We start from the raw sequence: 18,771 nt of genomic DNA on the forward strand, positions 1-18,771 counted from the left end.
CGCCGGGGCCGCGATCCGCCCTGACGACACGTTCCAAGCACGTTTCAGACCCTCCCCGGGCGGCGGCCACGACGGACACGCGGCGCCTGAGAACGACCTGAGTACTACGCAGCGTAGACCAAACTCGCGTCCGGTATGTCGCCGGGTCGGGTTCGACACTCGCCCACCGCCGGCTCGGGGCCGTCGCTGCGGCCGTCACCAGGGTATCGCCGCAGGACAGGGTGGGCGCGGCGCGCGCGGACCGCGCGTGCGGCATACTCGGACACAGTATTTCGGCCGCGCTGCCCGCGGCATCCCCACGACCGGAGAAACGAGGTTGCCGACACGTGTGCGGACTGCTCGGATTCCTGACAGCTGACGCGGCGACATCCGAGGTGGTGGACCAGGTCTACAACGCGCTGCACTGCATGCGCCACCGTGGACCGGACGAACGTGGCACCTGGCACGACGACCACCTCGTCTTCGGGTTCAACCGCCTGTCGATCATCGACATCGAGCACTCCCACCAGCCGCTGCGCTGGGGTCCGCCGGAGAACCCGGAGCGCTACGCGCTGACCTTCAACGGCGAGATCTACAACTACCTGGAGCTGCGCGAGGAACTCGCGGCCGCGCACGCGGCCAAATTCGGCGACGCACCCATGTTCCGCACCGAGGGCGACAGCGAGGCGATCGTCGCCGCCTACCACTACTGGGGCGCCGAGGCGGTGGCCAAGCTGCGCGGCATGTTCGGCTTCGCCATCTGGGACACCCAGACCCGCGAGCTGTTCCTGGCCCGCGATCCGTTCGGTATCAAGCCGCTGTTCCTGGCCACCGGCCCCGGCGGCACGGCGTTCGGCAGCGAGAAGAAGAGCCTGCTCGACCTGCTGCCCGCGCTGCGCCTGTCCGACGACCTGGACCCCCGCGCGCTCGAGCACTACACGGTGCTGCAGTACGTGCCCGAGCCGGAAACCCTGCACAAGGGCATCCGCAGGCTCGAGTCGGGCACCTACGCGGTGGTGCGGCCGGGCGCGGCGCCGCAGGTGACCCGCTACTTCACCCCGCGCTTCCCGGTGCGCCCGTTCGCTCCCGGCTCGGCGCAGACCCGCTACAACGAGATCGCGGCCGCGCTAGAGGACTCCGTCGCCAAGCACATGCGCGCCGACGTGACCGTCGGCTCGTTCCTGTCCGGCGGCATCGACTCCACCGCGGTGGCGGCGCTGGCCATGCGGCACAACCCGAACCTGATCGCCTTCACCACCGGGTTCGAGCGCGAGGGCTACTCCGAGGTGGACGTGGCCGCCGAGAGCGCCGCGGCGATCGGGGCGCGCCACATCGTCAAGGTGGTCTCCCCCGCCGAGTTCGCCGCCGCCATCCCCGAGATCGTGTGGTACCTCGACGACCCGGTGGCCGATCCCGCGCTGGTGCCGCTGTACTTCGTGGCCAAGGAGGCACGCAAGCACGTCAAGGTGGTGCTGTCCGGCGAGGGCGCCGACGAGCTGTTCGGCGGCTACACCATCTATCGGGAGCCGTTGTCGCTCCGGCCGTTCGAGTACCTGCCCAAGGGGCTGCGCCGACTGGCCGGGCGGCTGTCGGAGCGCATCCCGGACGGTACCCGGGGCAAGAGCCTGCTGCATCGTGGTTCGCTCACCCTCGAGGAGCGCTACTACGGCAACGCGCGCAGCTTCAACGACGCCCAGCTGCGGGCGGTGCTGCGCGAGTTCCGGCCGGAGTGGACCCACCAGGACGTCACCGCCCCGATCTACGCGCAGTCGCGCGGCTGGGATCCGGTGGCCCGGATGCAGCACCTGGACCTGTTCACCTGGTTGCGCGGCGACATCCTGGTCAAGGCCGACAAGATGACGATGGCCAACTCGCTGGAGCTGCGGGTGCCGTTCCTCGACACCGAGGTGCGCCGGGTCGCCGAGCAGCTGCCCTTCGACCAGAAGATCACCAAGCACACCACCAAGTACGCGCTGCGCCAGGCGCTCGAGGGCATCGTGCCCGCGCATGTGCTGCACCGGGCCAAGCTCGGCTTCCCGGTGCCGCTGCGGCACTGGCTGCGCGGCACCGAACTCTACGACTGGGCGCACACCCAGATCGCCGAGTCGCAGACCGACCACCTGCTGGACAAGGCCGCGATCACCGCGATGCTCGTCGAGCACCGCGCGGGCCGCGCCGACCACAGCCGACGCCTGTGGACGCTGCTGGTCTTCATGGTCTGGCACGGCATCTTCGTCGAGGACCGCATCAAGCCGGACATCCAGGAACCGGTCTACCCGGTCACCCTCTGACCACGGCCGCGAAACGCCGACGCCCCGGTCCGTGCCGGATCGGGGCGTCGGCGTTTCGCGCTCAGAGCAGGGGCTTGATGTCGGCGGCGGCGTCGGGGCCGTACGCCTGGGTGAGCCGGTCGAGGGCGTCGTCCTTGTTGAGCGTCCATTCCTGGGTGCCCATCGTCTCCAGGACGAGCACGGCGACCAGCGAGCCGAGCTGGGCGGCACGCTCGAGGCTCAGGCCCGCGGTGTGGCCGGTGAGGAAGCCGGCGCGGAAGGCGTCGCCGACACCCGTCGGTTCGACCTTCTCGCGCTCGGGCACCACACCGACGCGCACTTCGCTGCCGTCGGCGTCGACCACGAGCACGCCCTCGGCGCCGAGGGTGGTCACCCGGATGCCGACCCGGGCGGCGACCTCGGCCTCGCTCAGGCCGGTCTTCTGCAGCAGCAGGCCCCACTCGTACTTGTTGGTGAACAGATAGGCGGCGCCGTCGATGAGCCGCACGGCCTGGTCGCCGTCGAGGCGGGCCAGCTGCTGGGACGGGTCGGCCGCGAACGGAATGCCCAGTTCCCGGCACTCGTCGGTGTGGCGCAGCATCGCCTCGGGGTCGTTGGCGCCGATCAGCACCAGATCGAGTTGCTTGCTCCCGGCCAGTTCGGCGATGGAGATGTCGCGGGCCTCGCTCATCGCACCCGGGTAGAACGAGGCGATCTGGGCCATGTCGTCGTCTGTGGTGCACACGAACCGGGCGGTGTGTGCCCGGTCGGAGACGTGCACGGTGGAGCAGTCCACGCCGTGCTTCTCCAGCCACGCCCGGTACTCGCCGAAATCGGCGCCGACCGCGCCCACGAGCAGCGGCGAGCGATTGAGCACGCCCATCGCGAAGGCGATGTTGCCCGCGACGCCGCCACGGCGGATCTGCAGATCGTCGACGAGGAAGCTCAGCGAGACATGGTCGAGCTGGTCGGCCAGCAGCACATCGGCGAACCGTCCGGGAAAGCGCATGAGGTGGTCGGTCGCGATGGACGCGGACACGGCGATAGACACGAGGCGGGGCCCCTTCAGCGGTAGGCGGCAGACGGTGCGGGCCCGGACGCACCGGGCCAGGCCCTCACCGTATCAACACCGGCCGCCCGGAAGGAGCCGCCTCGTGGCCGGAAACGGCCTCAGTTGAAGGAATCGCCGCAGGCGCAGGAGCCGGTGGCGTTCGGGTTGTCGATGGTGAAACCCTGCTTCTCGATGGTGTCGACGAAGTCGATCGACGCACCCTGCACGTAGGGGGCGCTCATCCGGTCGACGGCCAGGGTGACGCCGCCGAAGTCGGCGGTCAGGTCACCGTCGAGGCTGCGGTCGTCGAAGAAGAGCTGGTAGCGCAGACCGGCACAGCCGCCCGGCTGCACGGCGATCCGCAGCGCCAGGTCGTCGCGGCCTTCCTGATCCAGCAGCGCCTTGGCCTTGGCGGCAGCGGCGTCGGTCAGAGTCACACCGTGGGTGGTCGTCTCGTTCTGCACAGTCATGAACTCTCCTAAGGACAGCTGTGGTCAACCCGTGAACAGCGCACGGCTCGTGGAGTCAACGCCACTGCACGGGCTGCTATTCCCCATCTTGCCACCGTCGCGCGCGGACGCCGAGCCGGCCTCACCGGGAACCGACCACGTTGCCACGTGAGCTGTGACATCGAATAGCCTGGTGAACGTGAAGTTCTTCCGTCGCGGCCAGGCCGGCACCACCGACGCGACCGCCGAATCGACGGCGGACGCGACCGGCGGCCCGGCCGTCACCACCACGAAAACCAGTCCGACCACGACGCCCGGCAAGGGCCGCCCCACCCCCAAACGGCGTGAGGCGCAAGGCAAGCGGCGCGGCCCGGTCGCGCCCGCCCCGCTGACCGCGAAGGAGGCGCGGGCGCGACGCAAGGCCACCCGTGGCACCCGCGAGGAGCGCAAGGCCGCCGCCGCCGAGCGCAGGCTGGCCGCGCAGGAGCGGCGCGCCAGGATGCTGGCCGGCGAGGACAAGTACCTGCTGCCCCGCGATCAGGGCCCGGTGCGCGCCTTCGTGCGCGACATCGTCGACGCCCGGCGCAACCTGGTCGGCCTGTTCATGCCGATGGCACTGGTGCTGATCCTGTCGATGTTCGCCGCACCCGGCCTACAGACCATCGTGACGTTGGTCATGCTCGTGATGATGCTGTTCATGGCGATCGAGGGCGTGCTGCTGGGCAGGCTGGTCAACAACCGGGTGCTGGAGAAGTTCCCCGACACCACCGACACCGGCTTCAAGCTCGGCTGGTACGCCTTCGTGCGCGCCTCGCAGATCCGCAAGATGCGCGCGCCCAAGCCCCGCGTCGGGCCGGGCGATCCGGTCTGACCGCGCTCGATACCGCACGGCCGCTCGTCCACCCGGACGGGCGGCCGTCGCGTTGTGTCAGCGGTGATGGGTGAGGCGGCCCGCGATGGCGTCGAGTTCGGCGCGCACGCGCTGCGCGTCCCGGTCGACCACGGGAGAGGAACCGGAGAGCCCGTGCCCGAGGGCGAGCAGCAGGCCGAGGAAGCCGAGCGCCGCGAGGGTGAGAATCAAAGCCGTCATGGCAGTAATTTTGCGACCGTGCAGTTTTCACCAACAGTGGCAGCTCTGACATTGTTCGCAAATATCCGGCCAGAGCGGTTACGCTGGGAGAATGCTGTCGAAGGTCGCGGTCCCGCTGTTCGAGAAGCTGGCCATGTTCGAGTTCGGCGTGGTGTGCGAGGTGTTCGGCCTCGACCGCACCGCCGACGGCCTGCCGGGCTTCGACTTCAAGGTCTGCGGCGCCGAACCCGGCAAACCGCTGCGGTCCACCACCCCGGGCGTCACCGTCACCCCGGAATACGACCTGGCCGAACTCGCCCGAGCCGATCTGGTGGCGGTGCCCGCCGCGCCGGTCAGCGCGCTCACCGGCGACCTCGACCCCCAGCTGGTCGAGGCGGTCCGGGCGGCCGCGGACGCGGGAGCGACGGTGCTCACGGTGTGCTCGGGCGCGTTCGTGGCCGGCGCGGCCGGACTCCTGGACGGCCGCAAGTGCACCACCCACTGGCGCTACGTCGATCAGCTCGCCGCCCGCTACCCGAAGGCCACCGTCGACCCCGACGTCCTGTTCGTCGACGAGGGCGATCTGATCACCAGCGCGGGCACCGCCGCGGGCATCGATGCCTGCCTGCACCTGGTGCGCCGCGAGATCGGCAGCGCCGCCGCCAACGGCATCGCGCGCCGGATGGTGGTGCCGCCGCAGCGCGACGGCGGTCAGCGTCAGTTCATCGAACGCCCGGTCGCCGACTGCGAGGCCGACAGTCTGGGCGAGACACTGCTGTGGATGAGCGAGCACCTCGAGCTGCCGCACACCGTCGAGAGCCTGGCGGCCCGCGCCAGCATGTCGACCCGCACCTTCGCCCGCCGCTTCGCCGCCGAGACCGGCACCACCCCGGTCAAGTGGCTGACCAATCAGCGCGTGCTGCGCGCCGAGCACCTGCTCGAGGAGACCGATCTGGGCCTGGAGCAGATCGCGGCCCGCTGCGGCTTCGGGTCCGGCGCGCTGCTGCGCCACCACTTCCAGCGCCAGGTCGGCATCGCCCCCACCGAATATCGCCGCCGGTTCGGACGGCGACCCTCCTGAGCGTCCGCGCTCATTTCGGCCGCAGCGCTCATTTCAGTCGCAGCGGCAGGCCGGCGACGACCAGATACGCCTCCTCGCAGACGGCCGCGAGCGCCTGGTTGAGGGCGCCGATCTCGTCGCGGAACAGCCGTCCCGAGCGGGTCGCCGGGACGACGCCCATGCCCACCTCCGGGCTGACGATCACCAAGCGGCCCGGGTAGTCGCGCACCGCGGCCACCAGTGCGTCGGCCGCGGGGGCGACGGTGCCGCGCGGGGCGTCCCAGGCGTCGAGCGCGTCGATGCGCGCGGTCAGCCAGGTGCCGAGGTCGTCGACGAGTGTCGCCCCGGGAAAGCCCGGCTCGGCGGTGAGAACGGTTGCGGGATCGGCACTGTCGACCGTCGTCCAGTGCGCCGGGCGGCGGGCCCGGTGCCCGGCGACGCGGTCGGCGAAATCGGTGTCGGCCGGGTCGAGCACGGCGGTGGCCAGGTACCGCACCGTCGCCGATTCGCCCGCCAGGCGCTCGGCGAAGGCCGATTTCCCGGACCGCGCCCCGCCGAGCACCAGCGTCCGCCGCGTCACACCATCCGCCACGGCGAGCACGCTACCAACGCCGCGCGACCTGGTCGTGCGGGGTGCGCCGCCGGGTGCCGTGGCGCGCCCGTCCGCGCGCCGGGCAAGATTGGGCGCGACGACGCGCGGCGCGGACGCCGCTGCCCGACCCGAGAGGCTCGACTAGTGACACACGGATTCGGACCGGTTGCGCCCCCCGACGCGCGGATCCGCGCGGAGGCCGAACAGCGGCAGGCTCGCCTGACCAAACCGGCCGGGTCACTGGGCAGGCTGGAACGGCTGGGCAACTGGGTGGCGGCCTGCCAGGGCGTGTGTCCGCCCCGGCAGTTCGAGCGGGCCCGCGTGGTGGTGTTCGCCGGGGATCACGGGGTGGCCGGGCACGGCGTCTCGGCCTATCCGAGCGAGGTCACCGCGCAGATGGTCGCCAACTTCCTCGCGGGGGGCGCCGCGGTCAACGCGCTGGCCAGGGTCGCCGACGCCACCGTGCGGGTGGTCGACATCGCGGTGGACGCCGACACCGACCCGGCGGTGTCCGGCCACAAGGTCCGCCGCTCCAGCGGCCGCATCGACCGCGAGGACGCGCTCTCCGGCGAGGAGGTCGAGGCCGCGCTCGCCGCCGGTCGCGCCATCGCCGACGAGGAGATCGACGCGGGGGCCGACCTGCTGATCGCCGGGGACATGGGCATCGGCAACACCACGCCCGCGACCGTGCTGATCGCGACGCTCACCGACACCGAACCGGTCGCCGCCGTCGGCCGCGGCACCGGTGTCGACGACGCCGGGTGGATCCGCAAGGTGGCCGCCATCCGCGACGCGATGCGCCGGGCCCGGCCGGTGCACAAGGATCCCGTCGACCTGCTGCGCGTGGCCGCGAGCGCCGACATCGCGGCCACCGCCGGTTTCCTGGCCCAGGCCGCCGTGCGTCGCACTCCCGTCCTGCTCGACGGCGTGGTCGTCACCGCCGCCGCGCTGGTCGCCGAGGATCTGGCGGCCGGGGCGAGCGCCTGGTGGCTGGCCGGGCACCGCTCCACCGAGCCCGCCCACGCGCTCGCGCTGCGGCAGCTGCGGCTGGATCCGCTCATCGATATGGAGATGCGGTTGGGCGAGGGGTCCGGCGCGCTCACCGCGCTGCCGATCCTGCGCGCGGCCGTCGCCGCCCTGGCGGAGATGGCCACCTTCGACGAGGCGGGCGTCAGCACCGCCGCACCCACCGCGGCGGAATCCGCGCTGAACCTGCGCAAATGACCGCGCCGGGGCGGCGGGTGTCCTGGCCGGACGGGCTGCGGCTGGCGTTCTCCTGGCTGACCGTGCTACCCGTCCGCGGACCCGAGGAGGTCGACCGGGCCGGTGCCGCCCGGGCGATCGCGCTGGCCCCGGTGGTGGGTGTCGTGCTCGGCGCCGCGGCGGCCGGGCTCACCTGGTCGCTCGTCGCGGCGGGACTGAGCACAGGGCTCGCGGCCCTGCTCACCGTCGGCGCTCTCGCGGTGGCCACGCGCGGCATGCACCTGGACGGACTGGCCGACACCGCCGACGGCCTCGGCAGCTACGGGCCGCCGGAGCGAGCCAGGCAGATCATGAAGGGCGGCGACGTCGGGCCGTTCGGCGTCGCGGCGATCGCGTTCGCCGTCGGAGTGCCCGCACTGGCCTTCGGGACGGCCGCCGCCGAGGGGCGCTGGCTCGCGATCGGGCTCGCGGTGGCGCTCGGGCGGGTCGTCGTCGTGCTCGCCTGCCGCCGCGCCCCCGCCGCGCCCGGCACCGGCTTCGGCAGTCTCGTGGCGGCCACCCAGCATCCGGCGACCGGGGTGGTGTGGACCGTGCTCGCCGCGGTGTGCGCGGTGTTCGCCGTGCCGGGGCGGGCGTGGCTCGGGCCGCTGGTCGTGCTGGTCGCCGTCGCGGCGGCGCTCCTGCTGGTCCGGCACTGTGTGCGGCGCTTCGAGGGCCTGTCCGGTGACGTGCTCGGCGCCGCGATCGAGACCACGGTCGCCGTCGCGGCCGTCGGCTTCTCGATGGTTACGCACTGATCGATGCCGCACCCGGTGAGAACCAGCGGTCACATAAGCCCTAGATCCAACCGACCGGTATTTTATTGCCGCCGATGCGCCGACGCCGGGGTGCTGGCTCTAGGGTGAGCGTATGTCTTCCGACCGTCTCTACTTCCGGCAGCTGCTGTCCGGGCGCGATTTCGCCGTCGGCGACCCGATCGCGACGCAGATGCGAAACTTCGCCTACCTGATCGGTGATCGGGAGACCGGTGATTGCGTGGTGGTCGATCCGGCCTACGCGGCCGGCGATCTGGTCGACATCGCCGAGGCGGACGGCCTGCGGCTGACCGGCGTGCTCGCCACCCACCACCATCCCGACCACGTCGGCGGCACCATGCTCGGCTTCACCCTGCGCGGCGTGGCCGAACTGCTGGAGAAGACCAGCGTGCCCGTGCACGTGAACACCCATGAGCTTTCCTGGGTCGCCGACGTGACCGGTATCGCGCCCAGCGAACTCACCGGCCACGAGCACGGCGACACCATCGCCGTCGGCGCGATGACCATCGAGCTGCTGCACACCCCCGGCCACACGCCGGGCAGTCAGTGCTTCCTGTTCGAGGACCGGCTCATCGCCGGGGACACGCTGTTCGTGGACGGCTGCGGCCGCACCGACTTCCCGGGCGGCGACTCCGACGAGATGTTCCGCAGCCTGCGCTACCTGGCCGGGCTGAGCGGCGACCCGGTGGTCTACCCGGGGCACTGGTACTCCGAGGAACCCAGCGCCGCGCTGTCGACCGTGCGCGACAACAACTACGTCATGCGCCCGCAGACGCTCGAACAGTGGCACATGCTGATGCCGGGCTGATCCGGCCGGTGCGGTGGCGGGCAGGCCGCCACCGCACCCGGGATGCTCAGAGCCGCCGCATCCAGCCGTGGATGTCGGCGAAGGTGCCGCGCTGGATACCGGTGAGGGTTTCCCGCAGCGCCATCGTCACCTCGCCGGGCTCGCCGCCACCGATGGTGAATTCGCCCTCGGCCGAACGCACCCAGCCCACCGGGGTGATCACCGCGGCGGTGCCGCAGGCGAAGACCTCGGTGATCTCGCCCGACTGCGCCCCCGCGCGCCACTCCGCCACCGAGATCTTGCGCTCCTCCACCGGGTAGCCGGAGTCGGCGGCCAGGGTGAGCAGCGAGTCGCGGGTGATGCCGGGCAGCAGCGAACCGGACAGCTCCGGGGTCACCAGCCGCGCCTGCGAACCGGAGCCGTAGACGAAGAACAGGTTGTTGGTGCCCATCTCCTCGACGTAGCGGCGCTCGCACGCGTCCAGCCACACCACCTGGTCGCAGCCCTGCTCGGCGGCCTGCGCCTGGGCCAGCAGCGACGCCGCGTAGTTGCCCGCCACCTTCGCCTCGCCGGTACCGCCCGGGGCGGCGCGCACATACTCCGTCGACAGCCACACGCGCACCGGCTTCACCCCGCGCGGGAAGTACGCACCGGCAGGCGAGGCGAGCAGCAGGTAGGTGTACGCCGACGCGGGCTTCACGCCCAGGCCCGCCTCGGTGGCGAACATGAACGGCCGCAGGTACAGCGACTCCTCACCGCCCGCGGCGGGCACCCAGCGCTCGTCCACCTCGAGCAGCTGGCGCACCGACTCGACGAACAGCTCGTCGGGGAGTTCGGCCATCGCCATCCGGCGCGCGGAGCGGCGGAAGCGGGCGGCGTTGGCGTCGATGCGGAAGGTGGCGACACCGCCGTCGGCCTGCCGGTAGGCCTTGAGCCCCTCGAAGATCGCCTGACCGTAGTGGAACACCATGGTGGCCGGATCCATCTGCAGCGGGCCGTAGGGCTCGACCTTGGCGTTGCTCCAGCCCTGCGCCTCGGTGTACTCGATGGAGACCATGTGATCGGTGAAGTACCGCCCGAAGCCGGGTGCCGCCAGAATCTCCGCTACCCGCTGCGCCGGGAGCGGCGCGGGATGGGGAATTCGGGCGAACTGTGCGGCAACGGTCATGCCGGTGATCCTATCGGTGCCCGATTTCGGCCGTCGCGCGTGTCGGCCACGAGCCGGTTGCGACCGCCCGCTCAGGACGTGCGCGAGGGCACGAACGGCGGCTTGACGACCTCGCAGCGCAGCCGCCTGCCCCGCACGTCGACCGCCACCTCGGCGCCCGGCTCCAGACCCGCACCGGTGTCGAGCAGGGCGAGGGCGATGCCGACCTTCAGCGTCGGGGAGAAGGTGCCCGAGGTGGTCTCGCCGACGGGCTCGCCGTCACGCAGCACCGGCTGCCCCTGCCGCAGCACGCCGCGATCGATCGCCTTCAGCCCCATCAGGATTCGCCGCGGCCCCGCCGCCTTCTCCTGCTCCAGCGCCGCCTTGCCCCAGAACTGCGGCTTGCGCCAGCCGACCGCCCAGCCGGTGCGGGCCTGCACCGGCGAGATCTCCCGCGAGAGTTCGTGCCCGTGCAGCGGATACCCCATCTCGGTGCGCAGGGTGTCGCGGGCGCCGAGCCCGGCCGGTTGACCGTCGGCCGCGCGGACCTGCTCGAGCAGGGCGCGGAACACCGGCTCCGCGTCGGCCCACCGCGGCAGCACCTCGTAGCCGTGCTCGCCGGTGTAGCCGGTGCGGCAGACCCGGATCGGCCGCCCCTCCCACGCCGCGTCGGCGAACGCCATGTACTCCATCTCGGTCGGCAGCCCCAGCGCGGCGAGCACCTGCGCCGAACGCGGGCCCTGTACCGCGAACACCGCGTAGTCCCGGTGCTGATCCGTCACGGTGACACCGGCGGGTGCGGCGGCGGCCAGCTCGGCGACCACGGCGGCGGTGTTGGCGGCGTTCGGCACGAGGAAGATCTCGTCGTCGGCGACGTAGTAGGCGATCAGGTCGTCGATGACGCCGCCGTCGGCCGAACAGCACAGGGTGTACTGGGCCTTGCCGGGATGGATGCGGCCCAGATCGTTGGTGAGCGTGGCGTTCACGAACTCCGCGGCGCCGGGTCCGGCCACCGTCGCCTTCCCGAGATGGCTGACGTCGAAGAGCCCGACCGTGGTGCGCACCGCCTGGTGCTCGCCCACGGTGCCCGCGTAGGCCACCGGCATCTGCCAGCCGCCGAACTCGGCGAAGGTCGCCCCCAGCTCGCCGTGCAGGTCGTGAACAGGTCCGCGCAACAGGTCGGTCTCGGTCATCCGCCGAGCTTATCCGTTGGTCACCGTCGCTCCCGCCACGCCCGTGACCCCCGCTGCCGTGCCCGGACGGAACCACATCGGGCGCAGGACCGGCCCGTCCTCGGGCAGCGCGAGAGCCGCGCCGGTCGGTGTGAAACCGAGCCGGGCGTAGAGGGCGGCGGACCGCTCGGTGCTGGCCTCGAGGAACACCGGCTCGCCCGCCGCCGTGGCGGCCGCCAGCCGGTCGGCGATGACGGCCCCGCCCGCACCCGTCCCGCGGTGCTCGGGCACGGTGGCGATGGATTGCAGGTAGCGGTGCGGGAACTCGCGCGGATGATGGTCGGCCACCAGCGCGGTGAGCGTCGCGAGGCGAGCCAGCGGCCGCACCCCGGGGGCGGCGGCGGCCATCGCGGCGCTCTCCTCGGCCTCGGCGCGGTAGCGCTGCACCGAAGTCACCCGGTGCCACAGCGATACCGCCCAGACCGCGTCCCCGGGCCCGGCGATCCACACCTCGTCCTCGGCCACCGCCCGCTCGATGAGGCGCGGTGCGTGCTCGACCCGGAACGCCTCGACGATCTCGGCGCTCCCCGCGGTCACCCACGCCCAGACGGCCTCGTCCGCGGTCGCCGCGACATAGGCCGCCGCCACCGCCGCGACGTCCCCCGCCCGCGCCCGCCGCACCCGCAACTCCATGACCCGACCTCCCGTAGTGACCACGTGAACAGCGATAACGCCTGCCACGCTAGGCAGCGCCCGCATCGGCTTCCACGATTTCGTCACACTTGTTCGTGTGAGGAAAAGCGTGTGCCCCGTCTGCCGCCGTGCGGTACCGCAACCGCCACGCGGCCGGCCCCGCCGCTACTGTTCGCGCTCCTGCCAGGCCCGTGCCTACCGCTCCCGCCGGGCCGGACGAGCCGCGGGCACGCCCGTCGACCGGCCGCCGCGCCCCGCCCGCCTGACCCGCGTCGGGATCGCCCGCGCGGCCGTGGCACTGGCCGACCGCGACGGCATCGAGGGACTCACGCTGCGCCGCCTCGCCGGTGACCTCGGCGTCGCCACCGCCGCCCTGTACCGCCACTACCCCGACCGGGACGCCCTGCTGGGCGCGATGACCGAACTGGTCCTCGCCGAAACCGAACCACCGGAGGCGGATTCGCGCCCCGCCGACTGGCGGGCCGCCCTCACCCACGACGCGCTCACGGAGTGGCGCCGCTACCGCACCCACCCCTGGCTGCTGCCCGTCCTCGCCCGCATCCGACCACCGGCGGGCCCGGTCCTGTTCGATTCCCTGGAAGCCACCTTCGCCACCCTCGACCGCCTCGGACTGTCCGGTGCGCAGCTGCTGAACACCTACCTGGCCCTGTCCGGCCTGGTCCAAGGGCTCGCGCTGCTCTGGTACGCCGACCGCGGGCGACCGCCCGGCGCGCCGCCGCCGGAGCTGGTCGAACTCATCGATCCGGTCGCCCGGCCGACCCTGCACAAGGTCTTCGCGGGCGGCCCCGCCGAACCGGACGTCGAGCGGCTGATCGGCGACGCGGTCGACCTGCTGCTGACCGGTATCGAACACCGGCGCGAGCACGGCAGTCCGTAACGAGACCGGCGACCGCCCGGCCGACCTCCGTCAGACGCTCGCCGTGAGCGAGCCGGTCGCGGGTCGGTCCCGGTACAGCGCGAGCGCGATGTCCACCAGCCCCACCCGGTCGAGCTCGGTCACCGCATCGAGGTCGAACCACTCGGCGCGATCGGTGGAACCGCCCACCTCGTACCGCAACTCGCCGCCGACGATCTCGCCGGTGTAGACCACGCGCAGCCCGTGGAAGGCGGCGCCGTCGTCGTCGGTCAGGCGCAACGAGTCCATGCCGAGCAGCCGGGTCGGCCGGAATTCGTAGCCGGTCTCCTCGCGCACCTCGCGGATCACCGCGTCGTAGGGGTCCTCGCCGTGGTCGATCCCGCCGCCCGGCATCGTCCACCGCGGCGGGCTCCCGTCCAGCGGAACCCACCGGGCCAGCAGCACCCGCCCCGCCCGCACGCACACCGCATACGCCGCCACCCGCTGTCGCTGCGCCACCCCGGCCGTCGTCTCGGTCACGCGCTCCAGTCTCGCCCACCGCGGGCGCCCGCGCACGCCCGCCACCTGCACGCCCCCGCGCCGACCGAATAGCCTGTGCCCATGACCGCTGTTGCAGATCGCTCCCTCGGACCCGAATTGGCGCGCACCGAAACCCTCGGCCCGGACACCGACGTGCTGGTGATCGGCTTGACCTCGTCGGAGAACGGTCCCTCGATCGCGCCGGACGACATGTTCGGCGACGTGCTCACCGAGGACGTGCGCGCGGAGCTGCTCGACCAGCTCGGCGCCGTCGGCGCGAAGGGCAAGGCCGAGGAGCTGACCCGGGTGCCCGCACCCGCCGCACTCGAGGGCGTCACCAGCGTGCTCGCGGTCGGTCTCGGCGCACCGGACAAGCTCGACGCCGAGCAGCTGCGCCGCAGCGCCGGGGTCGCCGCCCGTTCGCTGACCGGCACCGAAGTGGTCGCCACCACCCTGGGCGGCATCGACATCGCCGCCGCGGCGGAGGGCTTCTACCTCGGCGCCTACACCTTCACCCCGTTCCGTTCGGCCAAGTCCGCACCCAAGCCCGACGAGCGGCCGGTCGCCAAGGTCGAGTTCCTGGTGCCCACCGCCGATTTCGGCGAGGAGGCGCTGTTCCGCGCGCAGCTGGTCGCCGAGGCCGTCGCCACCGCCCGCGATTTCGTCAACACCCCGCCGAGCCACCTCTACCCGGCGGAGTTCGCCGCGCGCACCCAGGTGCTGGCCGAGGCCGCCGGCCTCGACGTCGAGGTGCTCGACGAGAACGCGCTGGACGCGGGCGGTTACGGCGGCGTGCTCGGCGTCGGCAAGGGCTCCTCGCGCCCGCCCCGGCTGGTCCGCCTCACCTACGCGGGCGGGCCGAAGAAGGTCGCGCTGATCGGCAAGGGCGTCACCTTCGACACCGGCGGCATCTCCATCAAGCCCGCGCAGAACATGGAGAACATGACCTCGGACATGGCGGGCGCCGCCGCGGTCATCGCCACCACCCTGCTCGCCGCGCGGCTGAGCCTGCCGATCACGGTCACCGCGACCGTGCCGATGGCCGAGAACATGCCTTCGGCCACCGCGCAGCGTCCCGGCGACGTGCTCACCCAGTACGGCGGCACCACCGTCGAGGTGCTCAACACCGACGCCGAGGGCAGGCTGATCCTGGCCGACGCGATCGTGCGGGCCGGTGAGGACTCCCCCGAGTTCCTCATCGACGTCGCCACCCTCACCGGCGCCCAGATGGTCGCCCTCGGCACCCGCACGCCGGGCGTGATGGGCACCGACGAATTCCGCGACCGGGTCGCGCGCATCTCCCAGGAGGTGGGCGAGAACGGCTGGCCCATGCCGCTGCCCGCCGAACTGCGCGCCGACCTCAACTCCAAGATCGCCGACCTGGCCAACGTGACGCCGCACCGCTGGGGCGGCATGCTCTCGGCGGGACTGTTCCTCAAGGAGTTCGTGCCCGAAGGCGTGCAGTGGGCGCACCTGGACGTCGCGGGCCCGGCCTACAACACCGGCGGCCCGTTCGGCTACATCGGCAAGGGCGGCACCGGTGTTCCGGTGCGCACCCTCATCGCGGTGCTCGAGGACATCGCGGCCGAGTGAGCACCACCGGCGGCGGTCCCGGCGGGCCGCCGCCGGTCACAGATCGCGCAGTTCGTCTTCCAGCGCGCGGCGTCGCTCGATGCGCCTGCGCTCGTCGTAGTCGCGCATCCGTTGCGGGTAACCGGTCTTGGCGACGTCGTAGACCGGGATGCGCAAGTCGCTCGCCAGCCTGCGCGCGCCCGCCTCCCCCACCACGCGGCGCGTCCATTCGCCGTCGGCGGCCACCAGCACCACCGTCACGTCGGTCACCGTCGTCTTCGGCTCGACGAAACCCTCCACACCGGTGTGCGTGCGCACCCATTCGGCCAGGTAGCGCGCGTCTTCCGCGCGCGGGCCCGTCCCGCCGCCCCGGCTGACCGCGCCACGCAGGCGACCCAACAGACCCATTCGTGCCGACCTCCTCGTGCGGCGGCGGCACACCGCGCCACCGCTACCTTCCATAGTGCCAGCTCACGCTCAGATGACCGCCCTGTGCTACGCGCCACGCGGTCGAGTGCAAGGATGGTCGGCGGTACAAGAACCGCACCGATCTCCGGTGCCGCGCAGAATGTCGGCGTGGCTTCCGGGTTTTCGCCGCGACCGCGGTGACCGCCCGCTGGAAGATCAACTGTTGTAGAACCCGTCGAGCAGTCAGAGGAGTCAACGGACATGGCCTTCTCCGTCCAGATGCCGGCTCTTGGTGAGAGCGTCACCGAGGGAACGGTGACCAGGTGGCTGAAGCAGGAAGGAGACACGGTCGAGGTCGACGAGCCGCTGCTCGAGGTCTCCACCGACAAGGTCGACACCGAGATCCCGTCCCCGGCGGCGGGTGTGCTGTCGAAGATCGTCGCCCAGGAGGACGACGTGGTCGAGGTCGGCGGCGAACTCGGTGTGATCAGCGAAGCCGGTGAGGCGCCCGCCGAATCCGCCCCCGCCCCCGAAGCCCCCGCCGCCGAAGCTCCCGCCGAGGAGTCCGCGGCCGCCGAACCCGAGCCCGAGCCGGCCCAGGCCGAGCAGGCCCCCGCCCAGCAGCCCGCCGCGTCCGGCGACGCCGCCGAGGGCACCCCCGTGAAGATGCCCGAACTCGGCGAGTCGGTCACCGAGGGCACCGTCACCCGCTGGCTGAAGTCGGTCGGCGACCAGGTCGAGGTCGACGAGCCGCTGCTCGAGGTCTCCACCGACAAGGTCGACACCGAGATCCCCTCGCCGGTCGCGGGCACCCTGCTCGAGATCACCGCGCAGGAGGACGACGTCGTCGCCGTCGGCGGCCAGCTCGGCGTGATCGGCAGCGGCAAGCCCGCCGCCGCGTCGGCGCCCGCCCCGGCCCCCGCGCCGCAGACCAAGGCCGAGCCGAAGCCGGAGCCCGCACCGGAGCCGAAGCCCGAACCGAAGCCCGAGCCCGCACCGGAGCCGAAGCCCGAACCGAAGCCCGAGCCCGCACCGGAGCCGAAGCCCGCACCCGCACCCAAGGCCGAGCAGCCCGCGCCCGCCGCCCAGGCGCAGCCGCAGGCCCCCGCTCCGGCCGACTCCGGCGCCACGCCGTACGTCACCCCGCTGGTGCGCAAGCTGGCCGAGGAGCACGGTGTCGACCTGAACTCGATCAAGGGTTCCGGTGTCGGCGGCCGCATCCGCAAGCAGGACGTGCTCGCCGCGGCCGAGGCCAAGAAGGCTCCCGCCGCCGCTGCCGCGCCCGCCCCGGCCGCCGCCGCGCCCGCGGCGAAGGCGCCGTCCGCGCCCGCGCCCGCCCCGCAGCTGGCTCACCTGCGCGGCACCACGCAGAAGGCCAGCCGGATCCGGCAGATCACCGCCACCAAGACCCGGGAGTCGCTGCAGACCACCGCGCAGCTCACCCAGGTCCACGAGGCCGACGTCACCAAGATCGCCGCGCTGCGCGCGCAGGCGAAGGCGGCGTTCAAGGAGCGCGAGGGCGTCAACCTGACGTTCCTGCCGTTCTTCGCCAAGGCCGTCGTCGAGGCGCTGGGCGTGCACCCGAACGTGAACGCCTCCTACAACGAGGACACCAAGGAGATCACCTACCACGCCTCGGTGCACCTCGGCATCGCCGTCGACACCGAGCAGGGTCTGCTGTCCCCGGTGATCCACAACGCCAGCGACCTGTCGCTGGCCGGGCTGGCGCGCGCCATCGCCGACATCGCCGACCGGGCCCGCAACGGCGGCCTCAAGCCGGACGAGCTGGCCGGCGGCACGTTCACCATCACCAACATCGGCAGCCAGGGCGCGCTGTTCGACACCCCGATCCTGGTTCCGCCGCAGGCGGCCATGCTCGGCACCGGCGCGATCGTCAAGCGCCCGGTGGTGGTGACCGACGAGACCGGTGGCGAGTCCATCGGCGTGCGGTCGATGTGCTACCTGCCGCTCACCTACGATCACCGCCTCATCGACGGCGCCGACGCGGGTCGCTTCCTGACCACCATCCGGCACCGCCTCGAGGAGGCCGCGTTCGAGGCCGACCTGGGTCTGTAACTCCCGCCGATGAAGGTTGTGATCGCCGGGTCGTCCGGGCTGGTCGGGACGGCGCTGGTCGCCGCCCTGCGCCGGGACGGACACGAGGTGACCCGCCTCGTGCGCCGTCCCGTCGCGGCCCGCGACGAATTCCGTTGGGACCCCGCGCGCGCCGAGCTCGATTTGCGCGCGCTGCGGGGCGCCGACGCGGTGGTCAACCTGTGCGGCGCGAGTCTCGGACGGCGGCGCTGGACCGGCAGCTTCAAACAGGAGCTGCGCGACAGCCGCATCACACCCACCGATGTGCTGTCCGCCGAGGTGGCCGCCGCGGGCGTGCCGGTGCTGGTCAACGCCAGCGGCGTGCACTACTACGGCGGCGCCACCGGCGATCGGGTCGTCGACGAGAACTCCCCGGCGGGCACCGGTTTCCTGGCCACCCTGTGCCGGGACTGGGAGGCCGCCACCGAGCGGGCGCGCGCCGCGGGCGCGCGCACCGTGCTGCTGCGCAGTGCCGTCGTGCTCTCCCGGCACGGCGGCATGCTCGGCATGCTCACGCCGCTGTACAACCTCGGGCTCGGCGGCCGCCTCGGCAGCGGCCGCCAGTACCTGCCGTGGATCTCCCTCGACGACGAGATCGGGGCGATCGTCTTCGCCCTCACCCACGACGCCCTGCGCGGCCCGGTCAACCTGGCCGGCCCCGCCCCGGTCACCAACGCCGAGTTCAGCCGCGCGCTCGCCCGCGCCCTGCACCGCCCGTCCGCGCTGATGGTGCCCGCGTTCGCGCTGCGCGCGGTGGTGGGCGAGTTCGCCGACGAGGCGATCCTGCGCGGGCCACGGGCGATCCCGGCCGCACTGGAAGAGGCGGGGTATTCGTTCCGGCATCCCACGATCGGGACGGCGCTCACCGCGATCTTCGGGCCGGACGGACGGTAAGCGCTCGGCCGCCCGAGGCGACCCCATCCACCTCCGCACCGCACGGCGGGTTTCCCCGCGATGTCGGCGACCTCCTCCGCGCGCCACGAACGTGACCGATCCCGCATTGCCGCTCGCGCT

General features: G+C 72.5%; 19 protein-coding genes. 10 read left to right on the forward strand and 9 right to left on the reverse strand.

Going from position 1 to position 18,771, the window contains the following annotated elements:
- The first annotated feature begins 326 nt into the window (after positions 1-326).
- Entirely contained in the window at positions 327-2,270 is a 1,944-nt protein-coding gene (asnB, locus tag AMO33_RS11780; RefSeq protein ID WP_060592573.1) for an asparagine synthase (glutamine-hydrolyzing), read from the forward strand.
- A gap of 61 nt (positions 2,271-2,331) precedes the next feature.
- On the opposite strand, the gene AMO33_RS11785 is transcribed toward asnB, so the two are convergent.
- Positions 2,332-3,300 (reverse strand): carbohydrate kinase family protein, encoded by a 969-nt coding sequence (locus AMO33_RS11785; protein ID WP_011208237.1) that lies wholly within the window; start codon positions 3,298-3,300, stop codon positions 2,332-2,334.
- Positions 3,301-3,419: 119 nt separating this feature from the next.
- Positions 3,420-3,770: a HesB/IscA family protein gene (locus AMO33_RS11790; RefSeq protein WP_011208236.1), complete on the reverse strand. Its 351-nt coding sequence runs from the start codon at positions 3,768-3,770 to the stop codon at positions 3,420-3,422.
- A 178-nt stretch (positions 3,771-3,948) separates the two neighbouring features.
- Between AMO33_RS11790 and AMO33_RS11795 the strand changes: the two genes are divergently transcribed.
- Positions 3,949-4,620: a DUF3043 domain-containing protein gene (locus AMO33_RS11795; RefSeq protein WP_041560805.1), complete on the forward strand. Its 672-nt coding sequence runs from the start codon at positions 3,949-3,951 to the stop codon at positions 4,618-4,620.
- A 57-nt stretch (positions 4,621-4,677) separates the two neighbouring features.
- Here the strand turns inward: AMO33_RS11795 and AMO33_RS31440 are convergent, their stop codons facing one another.
- Positions 4,678-4,839, reverse strand: a complete 162-nt coding sequence (locus AMO33_RS31440; RefSeq protein ID WP_011208234.1) for a hypothetical protein — start codon at positions 4,837-4,839, stop codon at positions 4,678-4,680.
- Positions 4,840-4,930: 91 nt separating this feature from the next.
- Here AMO33_RS31440 and AMO33_RS11800 point away from each other — a divergent pair, with 91 nt between their 5' ends.
- Positions 4,931-5,899 (forward strand): helix-turn-helix domain-containing protein, encoded by a 969-nt coding sequence (locus AMO33_RS11800; RefSeq protein WP_011208233.1) that lies wholly within the window; start codon positions 4,931-4,933, stop codon positions 5,897-5,899.
- Between the two features lie 28 nt (positions 5,900-5,927).
- Here the strand turns inward: AMO33_RS11800 and cobU are convergent, their stop codons facing one another.
- Positions 5,928-6,470 carry a bifunctional adenosylcobinamide kinase/adenosylcobinamide-phosphate guanylyltransferase gene (gene cobU / locus AMO33_RS11805; RefSeq protein ID WP_231857958.1) on the reverse strand — a complete coding sequence of 181 codons (543 nt, stop codon included), beginning with the start codon at positions 6,468-6,470 and terminating at the stop codon, positions 5,928-5,930.
- Positions 6,471-6,614: 144 nt separating this feature from the next.
- On the opposite strand from cobU, the gene cobT reads away from it, so the two are divergent.
- The 3 genes from cobT (at position 6,615) to AMO33_RS11820 (ending at position 9,296) form a co-directional block, all read left to right on the forward strand.
- Positions 6,615-7,694 carry a nicotinate-nucleotide--dimethylbenzimidazole phosphoribosyltransferase gene (gene cobT, locus AMO33_RS11810; protein WP_060592575.1) on the forward strand — a complete coding sequence of 360 codons (1,080 nt, stop codon included), beginning with the start codon at positions 6,615-6,617 and terminating at the stop codon, positions 7,692-7,694.
- Entirely contained in the window at positions 7,691-8,470 is a 780-nt protein-coding gene (locus AMO33_RS11815; protein ID WP_060592577.1) for an adenosylcobinamide-GDP ribazoletransferase, read from the forward strand. Before cobT ends, AMO33_RS11815 begins: the two co-directional genes overlap by 4 nt.
- Positions 8,471-8,582: 112 nt before the next feature.
- On the forward strand, positions 8,583-9,296 hold the full coding sequence (locus AMO33_RS11820; RefSeq protein WP_060592579.1) for an MBL fold metallo-hydrolase: 714 nt from the start codon (positions 8,583-8,585) through the stop codon (positions 9,294-9,296).
- Positions 9,297-9,342: 46 nt separating this feature from the next.
- Here AMO33_RS11820 and AMO33_RS11825 read toward each other — a convergent pair whose 3' ends face one another.
- The 3 genes from AMO33_RS11825 to AMO33_RS11835 all read right to left on the reverse strand — a co-directional run bounded on the left by AMO33_RS11825 (position 9,343) and on the right by AMO33_RS11835 (position 12,287).
- Positions 9,343-10,443 carry a branched-chain amino acid aminotransferase gene (locus AMO33_RS11825; protein WP_060592580.1) on the reverse strand — a complete coding sequence of 367 codons (1,101 nt, stop codon included), beginning with the start codon at positions 10,441-10,443 and terminating at the stop codon, positions 9,343-9,345.
- Positions 10,444-10,514: 71 nt separating this feature from the next.
- Positions 10,515-11,615, reverse strand: coding sequence for a glycine cleavage system aminomethyltransferase GcvT (gene gcvT / locus AMO33_RS11830; RefSeq protein WP_060592582.1), 1,101 nt, complete (start codon positions 11,613-11,615; stop codon positions 10,515-10,517).
- 9 nt (positions 11,616-11,624) lie between these two features.
- Positions 11,625-12,287: a GNAT family N-acetyltransferase gene (locus AMO33_RS11835; protein ID WP_060592584.1), complete on the reverse strand. Its 663-nt coding sequence runs from the start codon at positions 12,285-12,287 to the stop codon at positions 11,625-11,627.
- A gap of 97 nt (positions 12,288-12,384) precedes the next feature.
- On the opposite strand from AMO33_RS11835, the gene AMO33_RS11840 reads away from it, so the two are divergent.
- Complete coding sequence (locus tag AMO33_RS11840; RefSeq protein ID WP_240327485.1) at positions 12,385-13,185, forward strand: TetR/AcrR family transcriptional regulator; 801 nt, start codon at positions 12,385-12,387, stop codon at positions 13,183-13,185.
- Between the two features lie 30 nt (positions 13,186-13,215).
- Here AMO33_RS11840 and AMO33_RS11845 read toward each other — a convergent pair whose 3' ends face one another.
- Entirely contained in the window at positions 13,216-13,683 is a 468-nt protein-coding gene (locus AMO33_RS11845) for an NUDIX hydrolase (protein WP_261307333.1), read from the reverse strand.
- Positions 13,684-13,764: 81 nt separating this feature from the next.
- On the opposite strand from AMO33_RS11845, the gene AMO33_RS11850 reads away from it, so the two are divergent.
- Entirely contained in the window at positions 13,765-15,276 is a 1,512-nt protein-coding gene (locus AMO33_RS11850) for a leucyl aminopeptidase (RefSeq protein ID WP_060592588.1), read from the forward strand.
- A 36-nt stretch (positions 15,277-15,312) separates the two neighbouring features.
- On the opposite strand, the gene AMO33_RS11855 is transcribed toward AMO33_RS11850, so the two are convergent.
- Complete coding sequence (locus tag AMO33_RS11855; protein WP_011208222.1) at positions 15,313-15,663, reverse strand: hypothetical protein; 351 nt, start codon at positions 15,661-15,663, stop codon at positions 15,313-15,315.
- A gap of 261 nt (positions 15,664-15,924) precedes the next feature.
- On the opposite strand from AMO33_RS11855, the gene sucB reads away from it, so the two are divergent.
- Together sucB and AMO33_RS11865 are read left to right on the forward strand one after the other, a co-directional pair.
- Positions 15,925-17,739 (forward strand): 2-oxoglutarate dehydrogenase, E2 component, dihydrolipoamide succinyltransferase, encoded by a 1,815-nt coding sequence (sucB, locus tag AMO33_RS11860; protein WP_060592589.1) that lies wholly within the window; start codon positions 15,925-15,927, stop codon positions 17,737-17,739.
- A gap of 9 nt (positions 17,740-17,748) precedes the next feature.
- A complete protein-coding gene (locus AMO33_RS11865; protein WP_060592591.1) occupies positions 17,749-18,651 on the forward strand; it encodes a TIGR01777 family oxidoreductase in 903 nt (300 codons plus the stop codon).
- Positions 18,652-18,771: the final 120 nt, after the last annotated feature.

The sequence above is a fragment of the Nocardia farcinica genome (assembly GCF_001182745.1).
Taxonomy (GTDB): domain Bacteria; phylum Actinomycetota; class Actinomycetes; order Mycobacteriales; family Mycobacteriaceae; genus Nocardia; species Nocardia farcinica.

What these genes read in the sequence shown, in the direction of transcription:
- AMO33_RS11850 (WP_060592588.1), top strand. Translation starts at nt 13,765, where the DNA reads ATGACCGCTGTTGCAGATCGCTCCCTCGGACCCGAATTGGCGCGCACC.
- AMO33_RS11815 (WP_060592577.1), top strand. Translation starts at nt 7,691, where the DNA reads ATGACCGCGCCGGGGCGGCGGGTGTCCTGGCCGGACGGGCTGCGGCTG.
- sucB (WP_060592589.1), top strand. Translation starts at nt 15,925, where the DNA reads ATGGCCTTCTCCGTCCAGATGCCGGCTCTTGGTGAGAGCGTCACCGAG.
- AMO33_RS11800 (WP_011208233.1), top strand. Translation starts at nt 4,931, where the DNA reads ATGCTGTCGAAGGTCGCGGTCCCGCTGTTCGAGAAGCTGGCCATGTTC.
- AMO33_RS11820 (WP_060592579.1), top strand. Translation starts at nt 8,583, where the DNA reads ATGTCTTCCGACCGTCTCTACTTCCGGCAGCTGCTGTCCGGGCGCGAT.
- AMO33_RS11825 (WP_060592580.1), bottom strand. Translation starts at nt 10,443, where the DNA reads ATGACCGTTGCCGCACAGTTCGCCCGAATTCCCCATCCCGCGCCGCTC.
- AMO33_RS11835 (WP_060592584.1), bottom strand. Translation starts at nt 12,287, where the DNA reads ATGGAGTTGCGGGTGCGGCGGGCGCGGGCGGGGGACGTCGCGGCGGTG.
- AMO33_RS11865 (WP_060592591.1), top strand. Translation starts at nt 17,749, where the DNA reads ATGAAGGTTGTGATCGCCGGGTCGTCCGGGCTGGTCGGGACGGCGCTG.
- AMO33_RS11855 (WP_011208222.1), bottom strand. Translation starts at nt 15,663, where the DNA reads ATGGGTCTGTTGGGTCGCCTGCGTGGCGCGGTCAGCCGGGGCGGCGGG.
- AMO33_RS11790 (WP_011208236.1), bottom strand. Translation starts at nt 3,770, where the DNA reads ATGACTGTGCAGAACGAGACGACCACCCACGGTGTGACTCTGACCGAC.
- gcvT (WP_060592582.1), bottom strand. Translation starts at nt 11,615, where the DNA reads ATGACCGAGACCGACCTGTTGCGCGGACCTGTTCACGACCTGCACGGC.
- AMO33_RS31440 (WP_011208234.1), bottom strand. Translation starts at nt 4,839, where the DNA reads ATGACGGCTTTGATTCTCACCCTCGCGGCGCTCGGCTTCCTCGGCCTG.